Annotated in this window: 21 protein-coding genes; 12 read left to right on the top strand and 9 right to left on the bottom strand. The window is 75.4% G+C overall.

The window, feature by feature from the left end; translation table 11 throughout:
* Both AUV08_RS01525 and AUV08_RS01520 read left to right on the top strand, forming a co-directional pair.
* Positions 1–1,584: a tyrosine-protein kinase family protein gene (locus AUV08_RS01525; protein WP_061866996.1), complete on the top strand. Its 1,584-nt coding sequence runs from the start codon at positions 1–3 to the stop codon at positions 1,582–1,584.
* Positions 1,554–3,062, top strand: a complete 1,509-nt coding sequence (locus AUV08_RS01520; RefSeq protein WP_036316015.1) for a sensor histidine kinase — start codon at positions 1,554–1,556, stop codon at positions 3,060–3,062. The genes AUV08_RS01525 and AUV08_RS01520 overlap by 31 nt, the downstream gene beginning before the upstream one ends.
* A 62-nt stretch (positions 3,063–3,124) precedes the next feature.
* On the opposite strand, the gene AUV08_RS01515 is transcribed toward AUV08_RS01520, so the two are convergent.
* Positions 3,125–3,373 (bottom strand): WhiB family transcriptional regulator, encoded by a 249-nt coding sequence (locus tag AUV08_RS01515; protein WP_002854852.1) that lies wholly within the window; start codon positions 3,371–3,373, stop codon positions 3,125–3,127.
* A 367-nt stretch (positions 3,374–3,740) separates the two neighbouring features.
* On the opposite strand from AUV08_RS01515, the gene AUV08_RS01510 reads away from it, so the two are divergent.
* Positions 3,741–4,217 (top strand): hypothetical protein, encoded by a 477-nt coding sequence (locus tag AUV08_RS01510; RefSeq protein WP_041105247.1) that lies wholly within the window; start codon positions 3,741–3,743, stop codon positions 4,215–4,217.
* 67 nt (positions 4,218–4,284) lie between these two features.
* Here AUV08_RS01510 and AUV08_RS01505 read toward each other — a convergent pair whose 3' ends face one another.
* Positions 4,285–4,656 (bottom strand): DUF1844 domain-containing protein, encoded by a 372-nt coding sequence (locus tag AUV08_RS01505; RefSeq protein ID WP_061866995.1) that lies wholly within the window; start codon positions 4,654–4,656, stop codon positions 4,285–4,287.
* 328 nt (positions 4,657–4,984) lie between these two features.
* Here AUV08_RS01505 and infC point away from each other — a divergent pair, with 328 nt between their 5' ends.
* The 4 genes from infC (at position 4,985) to AUV08_RS01485 (ending at position 7,814) form a co-directional block, all read left to right on the top strand.
* Positions 4,985–6,007, top strand: coding sequence for a translation initiation factor IF-3 (infC, locus tag AUV08_RS01500; RefSeq protein WP_225348917.1), 1,023 nt, complete (start codon positions 4,985–4,987; stop codon positions 6,005–6,007).
* A 104-nt stretch (positions 6,008–6,111) separates the two neighbouring features.
* Positions 6,112–6,306 (top strand): 50S ribosomal protein L35, encoded by a 195-nt coding sequence (gene rpmI / locus AUV08_RS01495; RefSeq protein WP_002853699.1) that lies wholly within the window; start codon positions 6,112–6,114, stop codon positions 6,304–6,306.
* Between the two features lie 88 nt (positions 6,307–6,394).
* On the top strand, positions 6,395–6,781 hold the full coding sequence (gene rplT / locus AUV08_RS01490; protein ID WP_041105250.1) for a 50S ribosomal protein L20: 387 nt from the start codon (positions 6,395–6,397) through the stop codon (positions 6,779–6,781).
* Positions 6,782–6,917: 136 nt separating this feature from the next.
* The gene (locus AUV08_RS01485) at positions 6,918–7,814 is read left to right on the top strand and encodes an RNA methyltransferase (protein ID WP_049145970.1); all 897 of its coding nucleotides are present in this window, start codon (positions 6,918–6,920) and stop codon (positions 7,812–7,814) included.
* A 109-nt stretch (positions 7,815–7,923) separates the two neighbouring features.
* Here the strand turns inward: AUV08_RS01485 and AUV08_RS01480 are convergent, their stop codons facing one another.
* Positions 7,924–8,196, bottom strand: coding sequence for a GlsB/YeaQ/YmgE family stress response membrane protein (locus tag AUV08_RS01480; RefSeq protein WP_061866994.1), 273 nt, complete (start codon positions 8,194–8,196; stop codon positions 7,924–7,926).
* Between the two features lie 142 nt (positions 8,197–8,338).
* On the bottom strand, positions 8,339–9,661 hold the full coding sequence (locus tag AUV08_RS01475; protein WP_061866993.1) for an MFS transporter: 1,323 nt from the start codon (positions 9,659–9,661) through the stop codon (positions 8,339–8,341).
* Between the two features lie 56 nt (positions 9,662–9,717).
* Here AUV08_RS01475 and AUV08_RS01470 point away from each other — a divergent pair, with 56 nt between their 5' ends.
* Complete coding sequence (locus tag AUV08_RS01470; RefSeq protein WP_061866992.1) at positions 9,718–10,230, top strand: (deoxy)nucleoside triphosphate pyrophosphohydrolase; 513 nt, start codon at positions 9,718–9,720, stop codon at positions 10,228–10,230.
* A 34-nt stretch (positions 10,231–10,264) separates the two neighbouring features.
* Here the strand turns inward: AUV08_RS01470 and AUV08_RS01465 are convergent, their stop codons facing one another.
* Positions 10,265–11,338 carry an Rv2578c family radical SAM protein gene (locus tag AUV08_RS01465; RefSeq protein ID WP_020624690.1) on the bottom strand — a complete coding sequence of 358 codons (1,074 nt, stop codon included), beginning with the start codon at positions 11,336–11,338 and terminating at the stop codon, positions 10,265–10,267.
* A gap of 92 nt (positions 11,339–11,430) precedes the next feature.
* On the opposite strand from AUV08_RS01465, the gene AUV08_RS01460 reads away from it, so the two are divergent.
* Positions 11,431–12,093, top strand: a complete 663-nt coding sequence (locus tag AUV08_RS01460; protein WP_060974027.1) for a hypothetical protein — start codon at positions 11,431–11,433, stop codon at positions 12,091–12,093.
* Positions 12,094–12,138: 45 nt separating this feature from the next.
* Here AUV08_RS01460 and AUV08_RS01455 read toward each other — a convergent pair whose 3' ends face one another.
* Both AUV08_RS01455 and AUV08_RS01450 read right to left on the bottom strand, forming a co-directional pair.
* Positions 12,139–12,588: a hypothetical protein gene (locus AUV08_RS01455; protein ID WP_049147952.1), complete on the bottom strand. Its 450-nt coding sequence runs from the start codon at positions 12,586–12,588 to the stop codon at positions 12,139–12,141.
* Positions 12,585–12,992, bottom strand: coding sequence for a CHY zinc finger protein (locus tag AUV08_RS01450; protein WP_061866991.1), 408 nt, complete (start codon positions 12,990–12,992; stop codon positions 12,585–12,587). The genes AUV08_RS01455 and AUV08_RS01450 overlap by 4 nt, the downstream gene beginning before the upstream one ends.
* A gap of 86 nt (positions 12,993–13,078) precedes the next feature.
* Here AUV08_RS01450 and pheS point away from each other — a divergent pair, with 86 nt between their 5' ends.
* Genes pheS through AUV08_RS01435 form a run of 3 tightly spaced genes read left to right on the top strand, consistent with a single transcriptional unit; the run spans position 13,079 to position 17,367 of the window.
* Positions 13,079–14,161, top strand: coding sequence for a phenylalanine--tRNA ligase subunit alpha (pheS, locus tag AUV08_RS01445; protein WP_049147954.1), 1,083 nt, complete (start codon positions 13,079–13,081; stop codon positions 14,159–14,161).
* 3 nt (positions 14,162–14,164) lie between these two features.
* The gene (gene pheT / locus AUV08_RS01440) at positions 14,165–16,744 is read left to right on the top strand and encodes a phenylalanine--tRNA ligase subunit beta (protein ID WP_061873064.1); all 2,580 of its coding nucleotides are present in this window, start codon (positions 14,165–14,167) and stop codon (positions 16,742–16,744) included.
* 2 nt (positions 16,745–16,746) lie between these two features.
* Positions 16,747–17,367 carry a 4'-phosphopantetheinyl transferase superfamily protein gene (locus tag AUV08_RS01435; RefSeq protein WP_061873063.1) on the top strand — a complete coding sequence of 207 codons (621 nt, stop codon included), beginning with the start codon at positions 16,747–16,749 and terminating at the stop codon, positions 17,365–17,367.
* 18 nt (positions 17,368–17,385) lie between these two features.
* On the opposite strand, the gene AUV08_RS01430 is transcribed toward AUV08_RS01435, so the two are convergent.
* Together AUV08_RS01430 and AUV08_RS01425 are read right to left on the bottom strand one after the other, a co-directional pair.
* Positions 17,386–18,726, bottom strand: coding sequence for a M1 family metallopeptidase (locus tag AUV08_RS01430; RefSeq protein ID WP_036337490.1), 1,341 nt, complete (start codon positions 18,724–18,726; stop codon positions 17,386–17,388).
* Entirely contained in the window at positions 18,723–22,730 is a 4,008-nt protein-coding gene (locus AUV08_RS01425) for a Pls/PosA family non-ribosomal peptide synthetase (protein ID WP_061873062.1), read from the bottom strand. The genes AUV08_RS01430 and AUV08_RS01425 overlap by 4 nt, the downstream gene beginning before the upstream one ends.
* Positions 22,731–22,768: the final 38 nt, after the last annotated feature.

Below are 22,768 nucleotides of genomic sequence, written 5' to 3'. Positions count from 1 at the left end.
GTGCGCATCGCCCTGGCCACCACCGTCCAGCCGGGCCTGGACCACATCGGCCCGCTCGAGCGGCACCAGACGGACATCACCGTGCTCCGCCGGGCCGAGGACCTCGCCGAGCTGCTCGCGATCGCCCGCTCCGGTCTCGTGGACGCGGTCCTCGTGGCCGGGGACACCGAGTCCCTCACCGCCGCCTTCCTGGAGGAGACGGCCCGGCTGCCCCGACCCGTGGGCGTGGCGGCGCTCAGCGAGGTTCGCACCGAGCGCCGTCGCCTCCGCAGCATGGGGGTGCCCTGCGTGCGCGCCGACGCCGACCCCGAGCAGATCGCGGCCGTCGTCGTGGAGTCCGCGAGCGCCGCCGCGGAGGGCCGCCGGCCGGAGACCTCGCACGGGGAGGACGCCGACCACGCCCGGGATCACGCCGAGGACCTCGACGACCTGCCGATCACCCTGGAGACGCTCGGCGCGGACGAGGTGCCCGGCCTCACGGACCCCTGGCGCGGCGCCGACGAGCCCGACGACGCCGGGCCGGGTGCCGCCCCCGCCGCGGCCACGCCCGACGGCGGCCCCGCCACGGCGGACGAGGGAGCCGACCCCGCACCCTCTCCGGAGGAGGGCGAACCGGCCGGACCCGCGCGGGAGTCCCTGGTGACCGTGGTGTGGGGCCCCACCGGCGCTCCGGGACGCACCACCGTCGCCGTGAACCTCGCCGCCGAGCACGCCGTGGCCGGCCGGAACACGCTGTTGATCGACCTGGACACGTACGGCCCCGCCGTCGGTGTGCACCTGGGGCTGACGGAGGAGTCGGCCGGCGTGGCGCGGGCCGTGCGGCGGGCCGACCACGGCCGGCTGGGCGCCGCCGACCTGGCGGCCGCGGGCGTCCGCGTCCGCGTCGCCGGCGCGGACCTGACGGTTCTGACGGGGCTCACCCGCGTGGACCGGTGGCCCGAGCTGCGCCCCGCCGCCGTCTCCGCGCTGATCGCGGCCGCCAGGGAACGGTGGGACCGCGTGGTCGTCGACGTCGGGTTCGGTCTCGAGCAGGACGAGGAGTTGTCCTTCGACGTGCCCGCCCCACAGCGCAACGGTGCGACCCTGGCGGCGCTCGCCGCGGCCGACGAGGTCATCGCGGTCGGCGGGCCGGACGCCGTCGCGCTGCCCCGCCTGGTCCGCGGGGTCGAGGAGCTGGCGGAGGTGGCCCCGGCCGCACGGCTGCGCGTCGTGGTCAACCGGCTCCGGCCCGCGGCCGCCGGCGTCGCCCCGCGCGGGCAGGTCGAGGCCGTCTGGAACCGCTACGCCTCGCCGGCCACGCCCCTGGAGGCGTTCCTGCCGTGGGACCCGGCCGCCGCGGACCCCGCGCTGCTCGCCGGCCAGGTGCTCGCCGAGGCCGCTCCGAACAGCCCGCTGCGTCGCGCCCTCGCCACGCTGGCCGGTGTCCCTGCCCGCCCCGCCCGCCGCGGACGGCACCGCGCACGGCCCTCGCAGACCATCGCCGCCGTGTCGTCCGACGCCGCCCGCGACGCCACGGACACGGGCCGCCCGGCACGTCGCCGTACCCTGATCCCATGGTCAGTTCGCTCGCGCAGGACCCCCTGACGTCGCACCCGGACATCGGAGACGAGGACCGCGCCTGGCTGCAGCGGCTCGTGGGGGACTGGCAGCTCGTGGCAGACCTGGCGCTCGCGGACCTCGTGCTCTGGTGCCCCGTGCCCCGCCGCGACGAGGCCGGAGGGTTCGTCGCGCTCGCCCAGGTCCGGCCCTTCACCGCTCCCACCCTCTTCCACCGCGACATCGTGGGCTCGCGCGCCCGCGCGGACCTGCGGGCCGTCGTCGGGCAGACGTGGCATGGCGGGGAGCGGGCCGAGGGGGCCGGCCCCGTCGAGGCCCCGGGAGGCACGCTGCAGGTGCGTCTGTGGCCGGTGGTCCGCGCCGGGAGGGTCATCGCGGTCGTCTCCGCGCACGCGGACCCGAACGGCCGGCCGGCGCGCTCGGTGATCGAGGAGAACTACAGCCGGACGGCCAGCACCCTGCTGGACATGATGCAGCACGGCCGCTGGCCGGCGCCCGAGGAGCCCTCCGGCCTCTGGGCGGGCGGCACGCCGCGGGTGGGGGACGGCCTCGTCGTGCTCGGGCCGGACTCGGTCGCCGAGTTCACCAGTCCCAACGCGGTCTCCGCCCTGCGCCGGCTGGGCATCGCCTCGACCCTCGAGGGGCACCGGCTCACCGACGTGCTGGCCAGCACCGAGGCCGCCCGCGTTCCCACCGACGAGGGGACGTGGGCGGTGCTCACCGGCCTGCGTGCCGGACGGCGGGAGGTGCAGTCCGGCGGGGCGTCCCTCACGGTGCGCTCCGTCCCCCTGCTCGGTCCGGACGGCTGGCAGGGGGCGCTGCTGCTGCTGCGCGACGTGACCGAGCTGCGCCGCCAGGAGCAGCGTCTGCTCACCAAGGACGCGACCATCCGCGAGATCCACCACCGCGTCAAGAACAACCTGCAGACCGTGGGATCGCTGCTGCGCATGCAGGCGCGGCGCACGTCCTCGCCCGAGGCGGAGCGTGCGCTGCGTCAGGCGATGCAGCGGGTGGACACGATCGCCCTCGTCCACCAGACGCTGAGCGAGGAGATCGAGGACCAGGTCCCCGTGGACGGTCTGCTGCAGCGGCAGTTCCGCCTGGCCGTCGAGGTGGCCGGGGACGGGCGGCCGCTGCAGGTCGCGGTCACGGGCGAGTTCGGTGAACTGCCCTCCCACGTGACCACGCCGCTGGCGCTGGTGCTCAATGAGCTGGCGGCCAACGCCGTCGAGCACGGCACGGCGCCGGGCGGTGGCTGCGTGGGCCTGCACGCCGACCGCGAGTCGACCCCCGCAGGAACGGTGCTGGTCGTGTCCGTGACGGACGGCGGCCCCGCCGCCCCCGACGGATGGGTGCCGGGGGAGTCTCCCCGCGCGGGCGAGGGATCGGGGCTCGGCCTGCGCATCGTGCACTCGCTCGTGGAGGGGGACCTGCGCGGCACCCTGCGCTGGGAGCGGTCCGACGACGGCGGCACGCGCGTCGTGCTGCGACTGCCCCTGACGTGAACCCGGCCGGGCATGACGACGGCCCCGTCGACGAGGTCGACGGGGCCGGTGGTCCGGGTGGGTCAGGAGGCGCGGCGGGCGCGTGCCGCACGGCGCTTCATGGCGCGCCGCTCGTCCTCGCTCATGCCGCCCCAGACGCCCGAGTCCTGGCCGGACTCCATGGCCCACTTCAGGCACGTGTCCACGACCTCACACGAGCGGCACACCGCCTTGGCCTCCTCGATCTGCAGGAGGGCGGGGCCGGTGTTGCCCACGGGGAAGAACAGCTCCGGGTCCTTGTCCAGGCACGCTGCTTTACTGCGCCAATCCATCGGTCCGCTCACTTTCTGTCGGAAGAGCCGGAGCCCGCGGGCGCCGGTGGTCACGGCCTCCGCCGGCGGCGGGCGCGGGGGCCTGCGCGGACGACGCGCGGCACGACCGATACGGAGGGCGACCCTGGTCATTGCAACGGGGACCGCTTTCGTACGAACGCGGCCCCCGGGAATCTTTCGCGTGCCATCCTCGCACGGCCCTCACGAGTGAACAAGAGGTGAATGAGGTGCATCACCGCACCTCCCAGTGAGTCCTTGGTCACACCTGTGCCCGGGGCGGCGCGTCGCCGCGGACCTGGCCCGCGCACCGCCCGGCGTACGGTGGGGGACACGTCCGTCCCCGCAGCCGTCCCGCAGGAGAGGCCCCATGGCACAGTCCCGCCGCCCCGACCCCGTCGCCCCGTCCGAGTCGTCGGGCGCCGACGCGACGACGGTCCCGCCCCGCCCCGGCCGGGGCCTGCCGGTGGCCGTCCTCGTGGTCGCCGCGGCGCTCGTGCTCGAGGCGGGCGCGCTCCTCTGGCTCGCCGTGGACGCGGTGGTGCATGCGGCGGACGGGGTGCTCCCGGCCGGCGCCCGCGTGATGCTGGTCGTCATCTACGCGCTGCTCACCCTGTGGATCCTTGCGACCGCCGTCGCCCTGCTGCGCGGTCGGGCGTGGAGCCGCGGCGCCGCCGTCGCGATCCAGCTCTTCGGTGTGCTCCTGTCCTCGTGGCTCTTCAGCGTGGACGCCGCCGCTCTGGGTGGGCCGCTGCTCGCGGTCTCCGGCGTCGCGCTGCTCACCCTCTTCACGACGCCGGTCACCCGGCATCTCACCCCCGCCCCGGAGGCCTCGACGGACGCCTGAGCCCCGCCCCGACGACGACGGCGCGCCCCCGGCCAGGGGCGCGCCGTCGTCGTCATCGGGGCCGTGGTCAGCTCACCGGGCCGGTGAACTTCTCGCCGGGGCCCTTGCCCGGGGCGTCCGGGAACGGGGAGGCCTCACGGAACGCCAGCTGCAGCGAGCGCAGCCCGTCGCGCAGCGGTCCGGCGTGCTGGCTGCCGATCTCGGGGGCCGCGGCCGTGACCAGCCCGGCGAGGGCCGTGATGAGCTTGCGGGCCTCGTCGAGATCGATGAGCTCGCGGGCGTCGGGGGAGTCGGCCAGGCCGCACTTGACGGCGGCGGCGGTCATCAGGTGCACGGCGGTGGTCGTGATGACCTCGACGGCGGGGACCTCGTGGATGTCGCGGATCTCGGCGGGGGCGTCCATGGGGGTGGCGTCCTGGGCCTGACGTTCGTCTGTCATGGTGGTAAGCTTCCCATAGACCACTCGTGGTCCGCGCAAGACCTCGTCATCCGGTGACCCCGGGGCGGGCATGCACGGGCCAGGAGCAGCAAAGTGGAGGCCTCTCTCCCACCCGCGTCAGCAGGATGTCCGGTTCGCCCCGGGCCGAGTTGCCGGGTCGCCGGTCGGGACCGCCGCGTCGTGGCGCGCAGCCCGCACCGAGGGTCCCGTCCGACGGGATCGTGTCGAGGCCTCCGTCTGCGTCCGCGCAGGGGAGGCCTTCCTCGTTTCCGAGGGCCCCTCCGGTGGGCGCGGGGTCACCCGTCGTCTCACACAGAGGAGTACCACCATCAGCGATCCCCGCATCAACGAGCGTATCCGCGTTCCGGAAGTCCGCCTGGTCGGCCCGAACGGCGAACAGGTCGGCATCGTCCGCGTCGAGGACGCCCTCCGGCTCGCCGCCGAGGCGGACCTGGATCTCGTGGAGGTGGCCCCCACGGCCAAGCCTCCGGTGTGCAAGCTGATGGATTTCGGCAAGTACAAGTACGAGGCCGCGGTGAAGGCCCGTGAGTCGCGCAAGAACCAGGTGAACACGGTCCTCAAGGAGGTCCGCTTCCGCCTGAAGATCGACAAGCACGACTACGAGACCAAGACCGGCCACGCCAAGAAGTTCCTGAGCCAGGGCGACAAGGTCAAGGCCATCATCCAGTTCCGCGGCCGTGAGCAGCAGCGTCCCGAACTCGGCATCAAGCTGCTGCAGCAGTTCGCCGAGGACGTCGCCGAGCTGGGCACCGTCGAATCGCAGCCGCGCCAGGACGGCCGCAACATGGTGATGGTGGTCGGCCCGCTGCGCACCAAGGCCGATGCGCGGGCGGACCAGCGCAAGAACTCGGCCGAGAGCCACCGCGAGCGTCAGGGCGGCGGTTCGCGTCGCGACCAGGCCGCCCGCGAGGCCAAGGAGCGCGCCGCGCAGAAGGCGGCGTCCGACTCCGCCCCGGTGCGGAATTCGGTCGGGGATGCGTTCCCCGAGCAGCTGAAGGCCATGGCCGCCCGGACGCAGGAGAACGCCTCCGCGGCCCCGGCCGAGACGACGCAGGCGCCGAAGACCCCGGCCCCGGCGGCTCCCCGCCCGGCCGCGGCCGCCCCGGCTGCGAAGCCGGCCTCCAGCGCCACGCCCGCATCGGCCCCGAAGCCGGCCGCGACGCCGAAGCCGCAGTCCTCGGCTGCGCCGGCTGCCACGCCGAAGCCGCGGTCCGCCGCCAAGCCGGCCGCGCCGTCGTCGGCTCCGAAGCCGGCGGCCAAGCCGATGCCGGCCCCGCCCAAGCCCGCCGCCCCCCGCGGCGGTGCCCCCAAGCCCGGTCCTCGGGCCTGACCCCCCGGGGTCGCCACAGACCAGCCCGGTCCGGACGGACCGGGGTGACCAGCACTGCCGCGCGCGCCGCGCACGGCAGCGATGAGTGAAGGAGAACGGCAGCCATGCCGAAGATGAAGACCCACAGCGGTGCCAAGAAGCGCTTCCGCGTGACCGGCTCCGGCAAGATCATGCGCCAGCAGGCGAACCGCCGCCACTACCTGGAGCACAAGTCCTCGCGCCTGACCCGCCGTCTCAAGGGCGACCAGCTCGTCTCCAAGGGCAGCATCAAGCAGATCAAGCGGATGCTCGGCATCTGACACCCCCCCGGCCTCGCCGGAACCCCTTCCTCCTCGGCCGTGACGCGCCAGTGCGCGCCCCGGGGACCACACAGATTGGAGTACGCACGTGGCACGTGTGAAGCGGGCAGTGAACGCCCACAAGAAGCGTCGGACCATGCTGGAGCGCGCCTCCGGCTACCGCGGCCAGCGGTCTCGCCTGTACCGCAAGGCGAAGGAGCAGATGCTCCACTCGTTCACCTACAACTACCAGCACCGCCACAAGCGCAAGGGTGACTTCCGTCGCCTGTGGATCACCCGCATCAACGCGGCCGCCCGCGCCAACGGCATGACCTACAACCGCTTCATGCAGGGCCTCAAGCTGGCCGGCGTCGAGGTGGACCGCCGCATGCTGGCCGAGATCGCCGTCTCCGACGCCGCGACCTTCGCTGTGCTGGTGAAGACCGCCCGCGAGGCGCTGCCCGCGGACGTGAACGCCCCCGCCGTCTCCCGCTGAGCCGGCTCCGGGGCCCTGAGAGCCCCACCACCACGCCCCAGGCGTGAGCACCACCGCCGACGGGGCGGGTCCTCCACCGAGGCCCGCCCCGTCGGCGTCTGCGCACCCGCAGCCGAGCCCCGACCAGGAAGACCCCATGACCCCGCACGCCGAGCCGATGACCCATCCCCGCGCCGAGCGCGTGCGCGCGGTGGCAGCCCTCGCGGGCCGCTCCGCCCGACGCCGGACGGGCACGTTCCTCGTCGAGGGGCCGCAGGCCTGCCGCGAGGCCTTGCGCGCCCACCTGGGGGAGGGGCCGACGGCCGCCGCGGGGCAGTGGCGCGCCGGGCGGGTGCTGACCCAGGTGTACGTGTCCGGCGGACTCGTGGACCGGGACCCCGCGCTGGCCGAGCTCGTGGCGCGCGTCCGGGACCGCCCGACGCCGGGTGGTGAGCGCGTCCTGGTGCGCGAGGCCAGCGACGAGGTGCTCACCGCCATGGCCGACGCCGTGACGGGGCAGGACATCGTCGCCGTGGCGCGGATGCCGGAGCCGCAGGCCGTCGAAGCGGTCCTCGAGGAGGCGCGCCTGGCCGCCGTGCTGTGCCGCGTGCAGGACCCGGGGAACGCCGGCACGGTCATCCGGGCCGCGGACGCGGCCGGGGCGGACGCGGTGGTCCTCACCCCGGGCTCCGTCGACCCGTTCAACCCCAAGGTGGTCCGGTCCACCGCCGGGTCGCTGTTCCACCTGCCCGTGGCCACCGCCGTCCCCGCAGAGGCGGCGGCGGCCGCAGCCCGGGCCGCAGGCCTCCAGGTGTGGGCCGCCGACGGCTACGCCTCGGACCGGCTCGACGCCCTCGCCCCCGGCGTGGTTGCCGCGCCGACCGCGTGGCTGTTCGGCAACGAAGCTCAGGGCCTGGACGACGGTGAGCTCGCACTGGCGGACCGCCGGGTGGCGGTGCCGCTGTATGGGGCCGCGGAGTCCCTGAACGTGGGGACCGCCGCCACGGTGTGCCTGTACTCGTCCGCGATGGCGGGGGCGCGGCGCGCCGGCTGACGTGGCGCACGAGGCGGCGCCAGCCGTCCGGACACGCAGAAGGGGCGGGGATCCGCGTGGATCCCCGCCCCTTCTGCGTGTCCGGGTCGAACCGGGCCGCTCAGCTCACTCAGGCACGGGTGCCGGTGCGGCGGGTGATGGCCTGCCACACGGCCGCGACGATGACACCACCGATGATCGCGAAGATCCAGGTGCCCAGACTGAAGAACTTCTCGTTCACGTTGATGTTGAACACCAGGGAGGCGATCCAGCCGCCGAGGAGAGCACCGACAATGCCGGTGAGGAGGGCGCCGAGCCAGCCGCCGCCCTGACGTCCGGGGAGGATGGCGCGAGCGATGGCACCGGCGATGAGGCCGAGAACGATCCAGCCAATGATGCCCATGATGATGGTTCCTTTCGGGTTTCGAATCTGACGTACGAGAAGGAACGTAGCAAGGGATTTTCACGGGGGGCCACCTCTGGCGCCCCGACTTTTTCGAGATTCTCCGACGTGACGAGGTTCGCCCCGGCCTCGTGTGGGAGATTCAGCGGGGCGAGCCGCCGTCGTCAGCCCGGACGCCGGGTGAGGCCGCGACGTCGCGGCGCACGAGGAGGAACGCCAGCACCAGGCCCGCCAGGGCGATGCCCGCACCGACCAGCGGCGGGGTCCGCAGCGACGCCCCGGCCCCGATCGCGGCCGCCCCGACCCACGCGCCCATCGCGTTGGCCATGTTCAGCGCGGAGTGGTTGAGCGAACCGGCCAGCTGGGGTGCGGTGGGCGCGGAGTCCACGAGCAGCACCTGCAGGGACGGGGCGATCCCGGAGCCGCTGACGGCCACGCAGAAGAGGAACACGATCATCACCGGCGCCCACGGGGCCGTCAGTGCGACGGCGGCCAGCGAGACCGCGCTGAGCCCGAAGCTCAGGCGCAGGGTGCCGACCGGGTCGCGGTCCGTGAGCGCGCCGCTGACGAGCGTGCCGATCACCATGCCGACGCCGTAGAGGGCCAGCACGGCGGGGACCCACCGTTCCTCGAGGCCCGCGACCTCCGTGAGCAGCGGCGCGATGTAGGTGTAGAGCGCGAACATGCCGGCGAAGCCGATCACGCCCACGGCCACCGTCGCCCACAGGCGGCCGGAGGCCAGACCGCGCAGCTCGCGGCCGACCGAGGCGCCCGCGGGGGCCGGCACGGACGGGACGAGCCACGCGGTCGCCCCGACGCACAGGGCCGCGCAGACCGCCACGATGACGAACATCCAGCGCCAGCCGACGGCCTGCCCGAGCGCCGTCGCGCCCGGCACGCCCAGCACGTTGGCCACGGACAGCCCGGCCATCACCCACGCCACGGCCTGGCCGCGGCGGGCGGGCCCGGCGAGGTCCGCCGCGGCCAGGGCGGCCGCGGAGAAGTAGGCGCCGTGGGGCAGGCCCGACACGAACCGGGCCGCCATCATGCTCCCCATGTCCGGGGCGAGGAACGCGGCCACGTGTCCCACGACGAACAGCAGCATCAGCACGATGCTCGTGACCCGCCGGTCGACGCGAGCGAACGACGCGGCCAGCAGGGGAGCGCCGATCACGACGCCCAGGGCGTACATGGAGATGAGCACGCCGCCGGCCTCGAGACCGACGCCGAGGTCGGCCACCGCCTGCGGCAGCAGGCCCATCATCGCGAACTCCGTGGTGCCGATCGCGAAGCTGCCCAGGGCCAGCGCGAGGATGGCCGGCAGCAGACGCACACGGCGGCCGCCCAGCAACGCGCCCGGGCCCGGCGGCACGGTCGGCGGAACGGACGGGTCTGGGCGCGTCGGACGCGGAGCACGGGGGGAACGGTCGTGGGCGCCGTCGGCGGCGGGAGTGGGGATGGGCACCGACCCAGCCTACGGACTCCGGTCTGCGGGGGCGGGGGCCTCGCTAGCCTGGGCTCATGACCTCCGCCACACCTGTGCGCCCCGCGCCCGCCGCCAGCCCGACGACGTCGCCCCGGGACGGTGCGCGACCGCGGCAGGTCGTGGGGCTCGCGCTGCTCGACGATGTGGCCGCGCCGACCCGCCTGCTGGCGGCCCGTCGCAGCGCGCCTGCCCCGCTGCGGGGGCTCTGGGAGTTCCCCGGGGGCAAGGTCGAGCCGGGGGAGGGCGTCCAGGAGGCGCTGCTGCGGGAGTGCCGGGAGGAGCTCGGGGTCGCCGTGCGGCTCGGCCCCGAGGTGGCGGCGCCGGAGCCGGACGGGTGGGAGCTGGCCAACGGCGCCCGGATGCGGGTGTTCTGGGGCGTCCTGGCGGAGGAGGGGGCGACGCCCCGAGCCCTCCAGGACCACGACCTGCTGGCGTGGCTGCCGCTCGCCGGGCCGGGCGTGCGGCACCTGGACTGGATCCCGGCGGACCGGCCGATCGTGGCCGAGGTGCTCCGTGGCGCCGCCACGGCGTTCTCCGCGGGGCGCTGAGTCGACACGCGGCCGGCCGCGCCCCGCGGACCGGTCAGAACAGCGCGGGCTGCGCCGCCGGAGCGGAGGGCCGGGACGCCGGCCGGCGCCGGGCCGGGGGACCGTCCTCGCGCCGGATGCCGTGGGCGCCGCCGCGGGCCAGGCCGTGCCGTGCGGCGGCCTCCCCGGCCATCCGGGTGAGCATGCGGCGGTACGACTCGGGCGCGTAGGCGGACCGGGCGTACATCTGCTCGTAGCCGGCCAGCAGATCCGGGTGCTCGCGGCGGATCCAGTCCAGGTACCACTCCTTCGCGCCCGGCCGCAGGTGCAGGGCGCCCGGCATGACGCGCGCGGCTCCGGCGTCCGCCAGCGCGCGCATGAGGGCGTCGATCTCGCGGTCCCCGTCCGTGAGCCACGGCAGCAGGGGCATGGCCATGACGGTGACGTCCGCACCCGCGGCGGCGAGCCGCTCGATCAGGCGCAGGCGTGCGGTCGGCGACGGCGTGCCCGGCTCGACCGCGGCGGCGATGGCGGGGTCGAGCATCGCCAGGGACAGCGAGACCTGCACCGGCACCTGGCGCGAGGCCGCCTGCAGCAGGGGCACATCCCGCGCGAGCAGGGTCCCCTTGGTCAGCACGGAGAACGGGGTGCCGGAATCGGCCAGGGCCCGGATGATCCCGGGCATCAGCGCGTAGCGGCCCTCGGCCCGCTGATACGGGTCCGTGTTCGTCCCCAACGCCACCGCCTCGCGGCCCCACGTGGGGCGGGCGAGTTCGGCGCGCAGCACCTCGGCGACGTTGACCTTCACGACGATCTGCCGGTCGAAGTCGGCCCCGGCGTCGAGCTCGAGGAAGGTGTGGGTGCTGCGGGCGTAGCAGTACCGGCAGGCGTGGGTGCAGCCGCGGTACGGGTTCACGGTCCAGCGGAACGGCATGGCCGAGGCGGACGGCACCGAGTTCAGTGCGGTCTTGGCGAGCACCTCATGGAAGGTGACGCCCGCGAACTCCGGGGTGGTGACACTCCGCTGCAGGTCCGAGAGCGGCAGCAGGGCGGCGGAGCCGGCCGGTGTGCCGGCCGTCGCCCGCTGGGCTCCGCCCTCGGACCGCAGGGTCTGCGCTTCCCATCGCATGGCCAGAAGTAGAACACATGTTCGAATCGACCCGCAAGCGTGTTCGAGTCCGGGCGTGGCGCGGGCGCCGAGACGCGCCTACCGTGGTCGCCATGACCTCCCGTGCACCCGCCCCGGCCGCCCGCGTCCTGCTCACGGGCTTCGAGCCCTTCGGCGGCGATGTCCACAACCCGTCGATCGCCGCCGCGCGGGACGCCGTGGGCATCCTGGCGGACCGGGGTGTGACGGCCGAGGCGGTCGAGCTGCCGTGCGCGTTCGGCGCGGCCGGGCCGGCCCTGACCGCGGCCCTCGACCGGGTCCGGCCGGAGGTGGCGATCGCCGTCGGGCTGGCTGGCGGCACGGCGACGGTCCGGGTCGAACGGGTGGCCGTGAACCTGCAGGACGCCCGGATCCCGGACAACGCGGGGGAGCAGCCCGTGGACCGGCCCGTGCGCGCCGACGGTCCCGCGGCCCTGTTCGCCACCCTGCCCGCCAAGCGTGCCGTCGCCGCGATCCGGGAGGCCGGCGTCGCCGCGGAGCCGTCCCTGTCCGCGGGCGCGTTCGTGTGCAACCACGTCATGTACTCGCTCCTCGACGGCCCCGGTACCGCCCGGGCCGCCGGCTTCATCCACGTGCCGTGGGACACCGAGCACCGCCCGACGCCGGACACCCCGGCCCTGCCCGCGGCCGACCTGGCGCGCGCGGTGGCCGAGGCCGCCCTGACGGCGCTGGCCGGCGGCCCCGACCTCGACGTCCCCGGCGGCACCCTGCACTGACCTCCCCGGACCCCGGGTCCGTGTCGGCGCGATCGCCCGTGCCCGTCAGCGGCGGCGCCGCAGGCCGCGGACCACGGGCCGCTCGATGTAGCCGCCCAGGGCCAGGCTCGCGCGTCGTTCGAAGACGTTGCGCGAGGCCGGATCCCCGGTCCGCCACATCGACCACGCCGCCGCCAGCGCGTACGCCGGCAGGAAGGGCAGACCCAGCAGGAGGGCGTACTGGTCCGCATGGCCGGCCTCGTGCCGCCACAGCGCGGGCGTCATGCGCAGGCCGGGGCGGGTGAACACGACGTCGCCGACCGTGAACGCGGCCCCGCCCGGGAACCGGTGCGTCCAGCCGTGGGCCTCGATCAGCCCGTGCGGTCCGGGCCGCAGCGCGCAGCCGGCGACGACGGCGCCCACCAGCCCCAGCGGCGTCGCCAGGTTCAGCAGGTTCCACAGCCCGCGCGCCCGCACGTGCGCCGGAGGCGACGGCCGGGAGGGGGCCGCGGTCATGGCTGTGCCGCAGGATCGGCGTCCCCGGCGGGGGACCCGGACGCGGGGACGTCGAAGTAGAGCGGGGCATGGGCGGCGCAGCCCGGGTTGAACGGCGCCCCGCAGGCCGGGCACGCAGGATCAGCGGTGGCCTCGAGGGCGAGGTAGGCAGTCACGCTCAGCTCGGTGCGGCACACCCCGCACAGCACGTGCGGCCGGTCGAAGTCGCCGGCCGGCACCGGCACGGCCGGGTGGTCGGCGAGCTCCGCGTGGCAGCGGTGGCAGGACCAGTACGCGGGGCAGCAGGCGAAGCGCAGGGCGACGACGTCCCGCGCCGTGGCGTAATGGGCGCAGCGGGTCTGCGCGTCCAGGCCCACGCCCCGCAGCAGCGGGTCGGTGCCGTCGAGGGAGTCCGGGGCGGTCATGCGCCTCAGCCTAGGCCGGGCGCGTCCGGGGCGGACACTAGACTGACGGGCGTCCCACCGTCCCCCATGCGAAGGTCGTTGCCCTGATGACACCCAGCCCCGAGACCGGCGCGGAGCCCACCGCGCCCGTGGCGGAGATCTCCCCCGTGGACGCGGAGGCGGTGGAGGCCGCCGTGCAGGCCGCGCTCGCCGCGTACGAGGCCGCGGCCGACCTCGATGAGCTCAAGGCCGCCCGCCTGGCCCACACCGGCGACCGGGCCCCCCTGACTCTCGCGAACAAGGCGATCGGCGCTCTGCCCAAGGAGCGCAAGGCGGAGGCCGGCAAGCTCATGGGCGCCGCACGCGGCCGCCTGGGCAAGGCCCTGGCCGCCCGCACCGAGGTGCTCGAGGCGGAGCAGGCCGCGCGGATCCTGCGCGAGGAGACGGTGGACGTGACCACCGCGGTCCGTCGCCGCCGCGTCGGCGCCCGTCACCCGCTCTCGCTGACGATGGACCGCGTCTCGGAGATCTTCGTCGGCATGGGCTGGGAGATCGCGGAGGGCCCCGAGCTCGAGTCCGAGTGGTTCAACTTCGACTCCCTCAACTTCGCGCCGGATCATCCGGCCCGCGAGATGCAGGACACCTTCTTCGTGGACCCGGCCGAGGCCCACCTGCTGCTGCGCACCCACACCTCTCCGGTGCAGATGCGCTCCCTGCTCGAGCGGGGAGCCCCCACCTACGTGCTGTGCCCGGGCCGCACGTTCCGCACGGACGAGCTGGACGCCACGCACACCCCGGTGTTCCACCAGTTCGAGGGCCTGGCCGTGGACAAGGGCCTGACCATGGCCCACCTGCGCGGCACCCTCGAGTACTTCGCCCGCCAGATGTTCGGGGCGGAGGCGGCCATCCGCCTGCGCCCGAACTTCTTCCCGTTCACCGAGCCCAGCGCCGAGCTGGACATCTGGCACCCCGGCGCCAAGGGCGGGCCCCGCTGGATCGAGTGGGGCGGCTGCGGCATGGTGCACCCGAACGTGCTGCGCGCCGCGGGCCTGGACCCGGAGGAGTACTCCGGGTTCGCGTTCGGCATGGGCGTGGAGCGCACGCTCATGTTCCGCAACGAGGTCCCGGACATGCACGACATGATCGAGGGCGACGTGCGCTTCTCCCAGCACTTCGGAATGGAGGTCTGATCCATGCGCATCCCCCTGGACTGGCTGCGGGAGTTCGTCCCCGTGCCCGCGGAGCACCGTGCCGAGGACGTGATGGCCGACCTCGTCCGCGTCGGCCTCGAGGAGGAGGACGTCCACCGTCCGGCTGCCGAGCTGCAGGGCCCGATCGTCGTCGGGCAGGTGCTCTCCAAGGAGCCCGAGCCGCAGAAGAACGGCAAGACCATCAACTGGTGCTCCGTGCGCGTGGTGCCCGAGGGCGCCGCACAGCCGCTCACCGGCGAGGGGATCGAGCCCTCCGGCGTGCAGGGCATCGTGTGCGGCGCCCACAACTTCGAGGTCGGGGACAAGGTCGTCGTGGCCCTGCCCGGCGCGGTGCTGCCCGGCGACTTCCGCATCAGCCCCCGCAAGACCTACGGCCACGTCTCGGCCGGCATGATCGCCTCCAGCACGGAGCTGGGCATGGGCGACGACGGCACGGACGGGATCATCGTGCTCGGCGACCTCGGGCTCGACCCCGAGCCGGGCACCGACGCCCGGGACGTCCTGGACCTGCACGGCGAGGCCGCCGAGATCAACGTGACGCCCGACCGCGGCTACGCGTTCTCGATGCGCGGCGTCGCGCGCGAGTACGCGCACGCCACCGGCGTGCCCTTCACGGACCCGGCCGCCGCCGTCCACCCGCCCGCGGCCGACGACGCCGGCCCGGCCGTCCGCATCGACGACGACGCGCCGATCCACGGCGAGCCCGGGGCCACCCGGTTCGTGGCCCGCACGGTCTCCGGCGTGGACGCGACCCGCCCGACCCCGCCGTGGCTGGCCGCGCGCCTGCGCCTGGCCGGCATCCGCACCATCTCCCTGCCGGTGGACATCTCCAACTACGTCATGTGGGAGCTGGGCCAGCCCCTGCACTTCTACGACGCGGACACGCTCTCCGGTGAGATCGTGGTGCGTCGCGCGCGGGCCGGAGAGACCCTGACCACCCTCGACGGCAAGGAGCGCGAGCTCGACCCCGAGGACCTGCTCATCACGGACGACTCCGGCCCCATCGGCCTGGCGGGCGTCATGGGCGGGGCCGCCACCGAGGTCACGGACGCCACCACCACGATCGTGGTCGAGTCCGCGAACTTCGACCCGGTGTCGATCGCCCGTACGCGGCGCCGGCACCGCCTGCCCTCGGAGGCGTCGAAGCGCAACGAGCGCGGCGTCGACTGGGAGGTCGCCGACGAGGCGGCCGAGCGGGCCGTGCAGCTGCTCGTCGAGCTCGCCGGCGGCACCGCCGAGCCCGGCGTCACCGACGTCGGGACGCGGCCGGAGCCGGCCGTCGTCGAGATGGCCGCCGACTTCCCCTCCGCCCTGGTGGGCGTGGCGTACACGACCGACGAGGTCGTGGAGACGCTGCGCGCCCTGGGCGCCGAGGTGGCCGTGACCGAGGCCGCCGACGGCGCCGCCCCGCGGCTGACCGTGACCGCCCCGTCGTGGCGCACGGACCTGCGCATCCCCGAGGACCTCGCCGAGGAGGTCGCGCGCCTGCGCGGCTACGACGCGATCCCCTCCGTGGTGCCCGTGGCCCCGCCGGGCCGCGGCTTCACCCGCCGCCAGGCCCAGCGTCGCCGCGTGTCGGCCGCGCTCGCGGCCGCGGGACTCACCGAGGTGCTGGCCTACCCGTTCGTCTCCGAGGAGCAGAACCGGCGTTTCGGGGCGGACTCGGACGCGCAGGGCCAGGCCCTGGCGATGGTGGCCCTGGCCAATCCGATCGCCTCCCAGTACCGGTACCTGCGCCTGTCGCTGCTGCCGGGCCTCGTCGAGACCGCGCGCCGCAACCTCGGACGCGGCTTCCGCGATCTGGCGCTGTACGAGATGGGGCTGGTCTTCCTGCCCGGCGCGCAGCTGGGCTCGGCGACGATCCCCCCGCGCGCGGTCCACCCCTCCGCCGAGGTCCTCGCCGACCTCGAGGCCGGCATCCCCGCTCAGCCGTGGCACGTGGCCGGTCTGTACGCCGGGCACGACTCGGCGCCCGGGCCGGACCACGACCCCCGCCCGGTGGACTGGCAGGACGCGATCGCCGGGGCCCTCGACGTGGCCGACGTCCTCGGCGTCGAGCTGACCGTCCGGCAGGGCCGGCACCACGCGTTCCACCCGGGCCGGGTGGCCGAGCTCGTCGTCGTGACCGAGCACGGGGACCGGGTGGTGGGCGTCGCCAGCGAGCTGCACCCGCAGTGGCTCGAGGCCGAGGACCTGCCCGCCCGCACGAGCGTGTGGGAGCTGGACCTGGACGCGCTGTGCGCCGCGGCCCCCGAGATCGTGGTCGCCGCACCGCTGTCCACGTTCCCCGTGAGCACGCAGGACGTGGCGCTCGTGGTGGACGAGGCCGTCGTGGCCGGGGACGTGCGCGCGACCCTCGCCGAGGGTGCCGGGGAGCTGCTCGAGGCCGTCGAGCTGTTCGACGTCTACCGGGGCGCGGGCGTGCCGGAGGGGCGGAAGTCCCTCGCGTTCTCCCTGCGCTTCCGCGCCCCTGACCGCACGCTCACCGCGGAGGAGGTCTCCGAGGCCCGCGCCGCGGCCACCGCGCTCGCGGCGCAGCGGCACGGGGCGGTCCAGCGCTGACCGTGTCCGTCGCGACCGGCCCGTGGGGCCTGACCTCGGCCGTCCCCGCCTCGGCGGGGGCGGCCGACGCCGTCTCCGCGCTGCTCGGTCAGGTGCGCACCGCCCTGACGGCGGCCTGGGGCGTGCCGGTGGGGCCGCTCGGGCTCCGGCACGCCTGCCCGCGCTGCGGCTCGGCCGCGCACGGCGTCCCCGCGCTGACCGGCCTGCCCCCCGGCCGGGTCGCCCTCGTCCCGTTCACGCGCGTCCGGATGCCCGGCACTGAGGACCGGGCTCGGATCGGGGCGTGGTGGGCGCCGGCACGGCCCGCCGACGGGCTCGGCCTCGGGGTGGACGTCGAGCGGGCGGACGCCGCGGCCTTCGCGGACGAGGACGGCCTGGGCGGGGTGGGCTTCTCGACGGCGGAGCGCGCCCGGGTGCGGGAGCTTCCCGCCCCCGAGAGGCCCGCCGCGCGGGCCCGGCTGTGGACGCGGAAGGAGGCGCTCGTGAAGGCCGCCGGCACCGGCTTCACGGGCGACCCCGCCGCCGTCGACGCACTGACCGTGCCGGCCGACGTCGTGCTGGTGGACCTCACCGACCGGCTGCCGGGCGGTCTCCTCGGGGCGCTGGCGCTGCGGGGCCGCTGAGTCGACCGCGCGGGCGCCTCAGCCCGGGAACGGCGGCAGCTCGGGCCGCAGCGTCCACGCGTCGAAGAGCTCGTCCACCTGCGCTCGGCTCACCCCGGCGTGCGGGGCCCACGCGTGCACGTGCGTGCGCAGCCCCAGGGAGTCGACGGTGCCGAACCGGTGCTCCCGCACCCAGGCGCGCAGCATGGAGCCGAAGAGGTCCGTGCCCAGCAGGTGCCGCAGCGCCTCCACGGTGAGCGCGCCGCGCTTGTACACCCAGTCCTCGAACATCTCCTCCGGCCCGGGCTCGGCCAGCGCCTGCTCCACCGGGTGCGCGGCCAGCTTCTGCCAGGCCCGCCGCGCCATCGAGGTGATGCTGGACCGCCCCGAGGCCTCGGCCCACAGCCACTCGGACCAGCAGGCGAAGCCCTCGTGCAGCCACAGGTCGGACCAGCGGCCCAGGGTCACGGCGTTGCCGAACCACTGGTGGGACATCTCGTGGGCGATCAGCCGCTCGGACTCCCACGAGCCGTCCAGGTGGTTGGTGCCGAACAGCGACATGCTCGCGGCCTCGAGCGGGATCTCGAGCTCCTCGTCGGCCACGACCGCGGTGTAGTCCTCGAATGGGTATGGCCCGTAGGCGTCGATGAACGTGGCCATCATGGCCGGCTGGGGGGCAAGGGCCCGGAGGGCCCGCTGCTCGGTCCGCGGGGAGACCACGAGGCGCAGCGGCGGCAGGCCCTCGGCGGGAGGGGCGGCGTCCACGAGCCGGTAGCGGCCGATCTGCACGCTGAGCAGGTAGGCGGGCACGGGCTGGTCGAGCCGCCACCGCCACGTGACCCGCGAGCCGCGCGTGCGCACGGGCGCGCCCACGCCGTTGGCGACGGGCAGGTAGCCCGCGTCGCAGGTGAGGGTGATCTCCGCCGTCGAGCGGGAGGTGGGGGAGTCCACGCACGGCAGCCACGTGGAGGCGCCGTGGGGCTGCCCGGCCACGAGCACGCCGTCCGTGAGCTCCTCCCAGCCGATCGTGCCCCACGGGCTGCGCCGCAGCGTGGGCGTGCCCGCGTAGACCACGGTCAGCTCCACGAGCGTGCCCTCCGGCCGGCTCTCGTCCAGGTCGACGACGAGGCGGCTCGGGGCGCGGCCCGGCTGGGTGAACGAGGAGGCGACGGCGCGGCCGTCGACGACGGCGTCCACCCGGGACACGCGCAGCCGGTACAGGTCCAGCTCGATGCGGCGGCTCTGCTTCGTCAGGCGCACGCGCAGGACGGCGGTGCCGGAGACCCGGTTCGCGGCCAGGCGCACGTCGAGGTCCAGTGCGATGTGCTCGACGGTGGCGGCGTCGGTGCCGACGCCCGGGACGTAGGGATCGGTGCTCATGCTTCCTCTCGGGAGGGGGTGGCCGCGGCGGCGGGGTCGCCGTCGGGACGACGCCACGGGGAGACCGGGTTGCCGAGCCACCACGTGCCGGCGGGCAGCTCCTCGCCGCGCATCACGAGGGACCCGGCACCGACGGTGGTGCCGCGGCCCAGGCGGGCGGCGGGCAGCACCACGGAGTGGGGGCCGAGGGTGGCGCCGTCCTCCAGGACGACGGCGTCCAGGGACATCACGCGGTCGTGGAACAGGTGGGTCTGGACGACGCAGCCGCGGTTCACGGTGGCGCCGTCGCCGAGCTCCACGAGGTCGGCCTCGGGCAGCCAGTAGGACTCGACCCAGGCGCCGTGGCCGATGCGGGCGCCCATCGCGCGCAGGAACCAGACCAGGGCGGGGGTGCCGGCCGCGGCCCGGCTGAACCACGGGGCGGCGAGGAACTCGGTGAAGGTGTCCGCGACCTCGTTGCGCCAGATGAACGAGGACCACAGCGGGTGCTCGCCCGCGCGGATCCGGCCGACGAAGACCCGCTTGGCGAGCACGGTCAGGCTCGCCGCGACCGCGCCGGCCGCGAGCAGGACGACGCCGCCCAGGACGAAGGCCAGCGCCCACGTGCCGACCGCGATGAGGGCGGCCAGCGTCGCGCCGACGGCGAGGGACAGGGCCACGTGCAGCCACACCGGGATCGCGCGCAGCAGCTCCCAGGCGGTGCGGGCGGCCTTGAGTCGGGCCGGCGGGTCGTAGGTGAGGGCGGCGTCTGCGGTGACCTCGTTGCGGCGCAGGCGCACGGGCGGGGAGCCCATCCAGGACGTGCCCGCCTTGGTCTTGGCCGGGGTGGTGGACAGCACCGCCACGAGCGAGTCGCGGCGCAGGGTGCGGCCGCCGGGCACCATGCCGGAGTTGCCCACGAACGAGCGCTTGCCGACCTTCGCGGGGGCCACGTGCATCCACCCGCCGTCGAGGGAGTAGGAGGAGACCATCGTGTCGTCGGCGAGGAACGCGCCGTCGCCCACGCGGGTCATGCAGGGCAGGAGCACCACGGTGGAGGCCTCGACGCCGCGGCCCACCTCGGCGCCCAGCAGGCGCAGCCACGTCGGCGTGAAGCGGGAGGCGTAGATCGGGAACAGCTGGTCGCGGGCGGCGTCGAGGACGCGCTCGGTGGCCCACACCTGCCAGCCGACCCGGGAGCGCACGGGGTGGTGCCCCTCCGTGATGCCGAGCGCGAGCAGGCGCACGGTGACGAGCACGAGCAGCATCTGGGTCAGGAACCAGACGCCGGCCACCAGGGGGCTTGCGGCCAGCAGGCGCGCCGCGGTGGTCCCGACGGCGGCCAGCGGCCCCGCCTCCGGGGCCGGCGGCCACCAGGTCAGCGACCACGCGGCCACCGCGGCCGCCGCGGCGGCGGAGACGAGCGGAAGGAGGGAGATGAGGGTCGAGAGGACGGTCGCCATCAGGCGCCAGCCCGGGGTCTCCCGCGGCGCCTCGGCGGGGCCGCGGGACTTCACCTTGCCCACCTTGACGGCGGGGGAGCCGGCGTGGCGCTGGCCGCCGCGCACCCGCCCGGCGACGGTGGACCCGGCCTCGACGTGCGCCCCGGCGCCGACCTGGGCGCCCGGCAGGAGCGTGGAGCGGGCGCCCACGACGGCGTCCGCGCCGATGCGCACCTCGCCGAGCCGGACGACGTCGCCGTCGACCCAGTAGCCGGACAGGTCCACCTCAGGCTCGATCGCGGCGCCCTCCTCGACCGTGAGCATGCCGGTGACCGGTGGCACGGTGTGCATGTCCACGTCCTTGCCGATCCGGTTGCCCAGCAGTCGCGCGTAGGCGGGCACCCACGTGGCGCCGGCCAGCGAGTAGGGGTCCACGAGGTCGCTGATCTGCTGGGCGAGCCACAGGCGCAGGTGGACGCGGCCACCGCGCGGGTAGGACCCGGGGCTCACGCCGCGCAGCAGCAGCCGGGCCGTCGCGGCGGTGAGCAGCATGCGGCCGGGCACGGTCACCACCAGCAGACCGGCCACGATCAGCACCCACCACGGCACGGTGGGCAGCCCGGGCGCGAGCCCGGAGAGCGTCAGCAGGTTCAGGGCCAGGCCGGTCCACACGCCCAGGCGCAGGGCGGGCAGGACGAACACGGGCAGTCCCACGAGGGTCTGGACCCACTGGGTGCGGTGGCGGGTGCGGTCGACGTGCCGGTCGTGCACCTCGATGCCGCGGGGGCCGTCGTCGCCCACGACGGCGGCCACGAGGGCCCCGGCGGTGGGGTTGCGGTAGACGTCCTGGACGGTCACGGCCGGGTGGCGCAGGCGCAGGCGGGCCACGAGCTGGGCAGCGGCGAGCGAGCCGCCGCCGGCCTCGAAGAAGTCGGTGTCGGCGTCCTTGGGGGGCGCGCCGAGCACGTCCGCCCACTGGCGCAGCACCCAGCCGTCGGCGGTGTCCTCGTTCGGCTGGGGCGCGTCCTCGTCCACCTCGGCGCCGGGCAGGGGCCACGGCAGCGCGTGGCGGTCCACCTTGCCGGAGGTCTTCGTGGGCAGGGAGTCCACGACGGCCAGCCGGGGCACGAGGGCGGCCGGCAGCTCCGCCGCGAGGTGCTCGCGGGCCATGTGCAGGTCGAGCTCGGCCTCGGGGTCCGCGGGGACGAGGTAGCCGACGAGGATCTGGTGGCCCGCCGGGGTGGTCTGCACGGCCGCGGCGCCGCCGTGGACGCCGGGCAGGGCCTGGAGGGCCGCGTCCACCTCGCCGAGCTCGATGCGGCGGCCGCCGAGCTTCACCTGGTCGTCGGCGCGGCCGACGAACAGCAGGCCCTCCGGCTCGAAGACCACGAGGTCACCGGAGCGGTAGGCACGCTCCCAGCCGAGGGAGGGCATGGGGGCGTACTTCTCGGCGTCCTTGGCCGGGTCGAGGTAGCGGGCCAGGCCGACGCCGCCGATGATCAGCTCGCCCGTCTCGCCCTCGGCCACGGGCAGCGTGGTCTGCGGGTCGACGACGGCCAGGTCCCAGCCGTCCAGGGGCAGGCCGATGCGGACCGGGCCGAGACCCGTGAGCGGGGCCGCGCACGCGACGACGGTGGCCTCCGTGGGGCCGTAGGTGTTCCAGACCTCGCGGCCGTCCTCCGCCAGGCGCGCGGCGAGCTCGGGCGGGCAGGCCTCGCCGCCGAAGATCAGCAGCCGGACGTTGTCCATGGCCTCGGTGGGCCACATCGCGGCGAGGGTCGGCACGGTGGACACGGCGGTGATGCGCCGCTCGGCGAGCCACGGGCCGAGGTCCATGCCGGAGCGCACGAGCGAGCGGGGGGGCGGGACCAGGCACGCACCGTGACGCCAGGCGAGCCACATCTCCTCGCACGAGGCGTCGAACGCGACGGACAGTCCCGCCAGCACGCGGTCGCCCGGGGCGAGCGGATCGTCCGCCAGGAAGATCCGCGCCTCGGCGTCCACGAAGGCCGCGGCCGAGCGGTGGCTCACCGCCACGCCCTTGGGGGTGCCCGTCGAGCCAGAGGTGAAGATGATCCACGCGTCGTCCTCGAGCCCGGGGGCGCGGGCCTCCGCGGCCGGGTCCGCGGTGTGCTCGGGGTGCGGGGCGTAGACCCGCTCGTCGGTGAGGACGCCGGCCACCTTCGCCTCGCCGAACACGAGGCGGGCGCGCTCCTCCGGATCGTCCGCGTCCACGGGGACGTAGGCCGCGCCGGCGGCGAGCACGCCGAGGATCGAGACGTACAGCGCGGCCGTGCCCGAGGCGATCCGCACGCCGACCCGGTCTCCCGCCCGCACGCCGGCGGCCCACAGGTGGCGGGCGGTCTCGTCGACGCGCTCCCGCAGCTCCGCGTACGTCAGCGGCTCGACGCCGTCGTCCAGGGCGGTCGCGTCCGGGTGCTCGCGCGCCGTGGCGTCGAAGAGCTCCACGAGCGTCCGGGCGGGCGGGGTGCGCTCGGAGCCGGGCAGCTGCGGCCGATGCGGCGCGCCCGCGGGGTCGAGGGGGACGGAGGGCGGGGTGGGCGCGGCGGACGAAAGGGACACAGGGGCCTCCGGGGGTGTGAGCGGCAAACCGAGGGTCG

The sequence above is a fragment of the Micrococcus sp. CH7 genome, assembly GCF_001595485.1.
Classification (GTDB): Bacteria; Actinomycetota; Actinomycetes; order Actinomycetales; family Micrococcaceae; genus Micrococcus; species Micrococcus luteus.
This window is presented reverse-complemented; position numbering and strand designations above follow the sequence as displayed.

What these genes read in the sequence shown, in the direction of transcription:
- AUV08_RS01470 (WP_061866992.1), top strand. Translation starts at nt 9,718, where the DNA reads ATGACCTCCGCCACACCTGTGCGCCCCGCGCCCGCCGCCAGCCCGACG.
- AUV08_RS01510 (WP_041105247.1), top strand. Translation starts at nt 3,741, where the DNA reads ATGGCACAGTCCCGCCGCCCCGACCCCGTCGCCCCGTCCGAGTCGTCG.
- pheT (WP_061873064.1), top strand. Translation starts at nt 14,165, where the DNA reads ATGCGCATCCCCCTGGACTGGCTGCGGGAGTTCGTCCCCGTGCCCGCG.
- pheS (WP_049147954.1), top strand. Translation starts at nt 13,079, where the DNA reads ATGACACCCAGCCCCGAGACCGGCGCGGAGCCCACCGCGCCCGTGGCG.
- AUV08_RS01430 (WP_036337490.1), bottom strand. Translation starts at nt 18,726, where the DNA reads ATGAGCACCGATCCCTACGTCCCGGGCGTCGGCACCGACGCCGCCACC.
- AUV08_RS01485 (WP_049145970.1), top strand. Translation starts at nt 6,918, where the DNA reads ATGACCCCGCACGCCGAGCCGATGACCCATCCCCGCGCCGAGCGCGTG.
- AUV08_RS01505 (WP_061866995.1), bottom strand. Translation starts at nt 4,656, where the DNA reads ATGACAGACGAACGTCAGGCCCAGGACGCCACCCCCATGGACGCCCCC.
- AUV08_RS01480 (WP_061866994.1), bottom strand. Translation starts at nt 8,196, where the DNA reads ATGGGCATCATTGGCTGGATCGTTCTCGGCCTCATCGCCGGTGCCATC.
- AUV08_RS01520 (WP_036316015.1), top strand. Translation starts at nt 1,554, where the DNA reads ATGGTCAGTTCGCTCGCGCAGGACCCCCTGACGTCGCACCCGGACATC.
- AUV08_RS01450 (WP_061866991.1), bottom strand. Translation starts at nt 12,992, where the DNA reads ATGACCGCCCCGGACTCCCTCGACGGCACCGACCCGCTGCTGCGGGGC.
- rpmI (WP_002853699.1), top strand. Translation starts at nt 6,112, where the DNA reads ATGCCGAAGATGAAGACCCACAGCGGTGCCAAGAAGCGCTTCCGCGTG.
- AUV08_RS01515 (WP_002854852.1), bottom strand. Translation starts at nt 3,373, where the DNA reads ATGGATTGGCGCAGTAAAGCAGCGTGCCTGGACAAGGACCCGGAGCTG.
- AUV08_RS01455 (WP_049147952.1), bottom strand. Translation starts at nt 12,588, where the DNA reads ATGACCGCGGCCCCCTCCCGGCCGTCGCCTCCGGCGCACGTGCGGGCG.
- AUV08_RS01465 (WP_020624690.1), bottom strand. Translation starts at nt 11,338, where the DNA reads ATGCGATGGGAAGCGCAGACCCTGCGGTCCGAGGGCGGAGCCCAGCGG.
- AUV08_RS01460 (WP_060974027.1), top strand. Translation starts at nt 11,431, where the DNA reads ATGACCTCCCGTGCACCCGCCCCGGCCGCCCGCGTCCTGCTCACGGGC.